Origin of the sequence: Streptomyces sp. NPDC002130, assembly GCF_040296465.1 — a bacterium.
Lineage (GTDB): Bacteria > Actinomycetota > Actinomycetes > Streptomycetales > Streptomycetaceae > Streptomyces.
On the sequence record NZ_JBEOXI010000908.1, the window covers coordinates 1 to 1,333 of the forward strand.

Consider the following 1,333-nt stretch of genomic DNA (forward strand, 5'->3'; position numbering starts at 1 on the left):
CTTGGTGAACAGGCCGGGGCCGTAACCGACGGTCACCGTCAAGCGTGCCGGATCCACGGCAAGTTCCCGTTCGGTGTCCGCCAACGCCGGACTGCCGGCGGTCAGCCGTGACGCATCCTCGGACCACATCTTCATGATCCCGACGACGACTGCTCGATCGGTTCCAGGCAAGAGGTCGAACCCGATGAACGTGCCGTGCGCTTGTGGAGTGGTGGCGATCCCAGCTTGGTGGACTCCGTAGAACGGTTCCACGAGCTTGCCTGCTTGCTGCTCGTGTTCGCTGCGCTCGACCACTGTGGTTGCGCCCCAGGTTATTCCCGCGACGCCGAGCGCGGCGGCGCCTCCTCCGAGAAGGCGCCGCCGGCTGAGAGCTCGGCTGGGCGGGTTCGTGTTCTCAGCCACCGTGATTCGGGTCGTAGTTCTCCTGATTACCGGAGAAGTCGCGAATCTGAGCTGTGAACGTGGTGCTGGAACCGTCGTCGTAGATCAAGGTGAGGTCGGTTTCTGCGCCTGGGAGCAGCGGCGCGGACAGGTCCATGAACATGAGGTGGTCACCGCCCGGGGTGAGGGAGGCGGACCCGTTGGCAGGGACCAGGAAACCGCCGTCCTTGGGACGCATCGTCATCGTTCCGCCGTCGCCGGTCACGACTTCGTGCAGTTCGAGTCGAGACGACGCGGGGCTGGTGGCCGAGACCACGCGTACGTCCTTGTCACTGGAGTTGACGAGTTCGGCGAACGCCGCACTCATGCCTTCCGGCGCGGCCTTGACCCATTGATCCTGAACTGTGATGGATTGTGCAGCTTCGGTTTCCTTGTCGGAGTTGGAAGAACAGCCGGTCAGCGCGAGAGCTGCGGTCAATGCAACAGCTGCGAATATCTTGGTGCGAACAGTCATGTGTGTCTCCGTAATTCGTGATTGTCAGGTAGTGGCGCGGCGTTTGAACGCTGCAATGCATACGTCGATCAGCAGGAATGCGAGCAGGCTGATGCCGAGTAGCGGAACGAACCAGCCGACCAGCGCCGTGATCGCGACGAGCGCAACGAGGCTGATCGGGGAGAGGTTGCGGATTCCGCCGCGGGCAGGAGCCCGGCCGACTGCCCAGTCGGAGCCACGGGTGGGGCGTCGGCGCCACCACATGATGTAACCCCGAATGACCACGCTGACCAGCGCGAGTGCCAGTGCGGCGAGTGCGATCTGGTTGGCAAGGCCGAACAGCAGGCCCATGTGGAGTTGGATTCCCCAGGCCGAAAGTTTGGCTGCGAGTGGCCAATCCGAGAACCACAACTCGTCGGCCGCGTTGGCGGCGGCCGGGACCGTGGTGACGGAGATGGC

At 63.8% G+C, this 1,333-nt stretch carries 3 protein-coding genes; all 3 read right to left on the reverse strand.

Going from position 1 to position 1,333, the window contains the following annotated elements; translation table 11 throughout:
- Window positions 1-294: Dyp-type peroxidase domain-containing protein (locus ABT116_RS46855; protein ID WP_351647437.1), on the reverse strand; the 294-nt coding region annotated here is incomplete at its 3' end.
- A gap of 100 nt (window positions 295-394) precedes the next feature.
- Window positions 395-895 (reverse strand): copper chaperone PCu(A)C, encoded by a 501-nt coding sequence (locus tag ABT116_RS46860; protein ID WP_019747182.1) that lies wholly within the window; start codon window positions 893-895, stop codon window positions 395-397.
- A 24-nt stretch (window positions 896-919) separates the two neighbouring features.
- Window positions 920-1,333: PepSY domain-containing protein (locus tag ABT116_RS46865; protein WP_351647439.1), on the reverse strand; the 414-nt coding region annotated here is incomplete at its 5' end.

Bases quoted from the DNA above. Each gene is read 5' to 3' on its own strand.
- ABT116_RS46860 (WP_019747182.1), bottom strand. From the start codon at position 895: ATGACTGTTCGCACCAAGATATTCGCAGCTGTTGCATTGACCGCAGCT.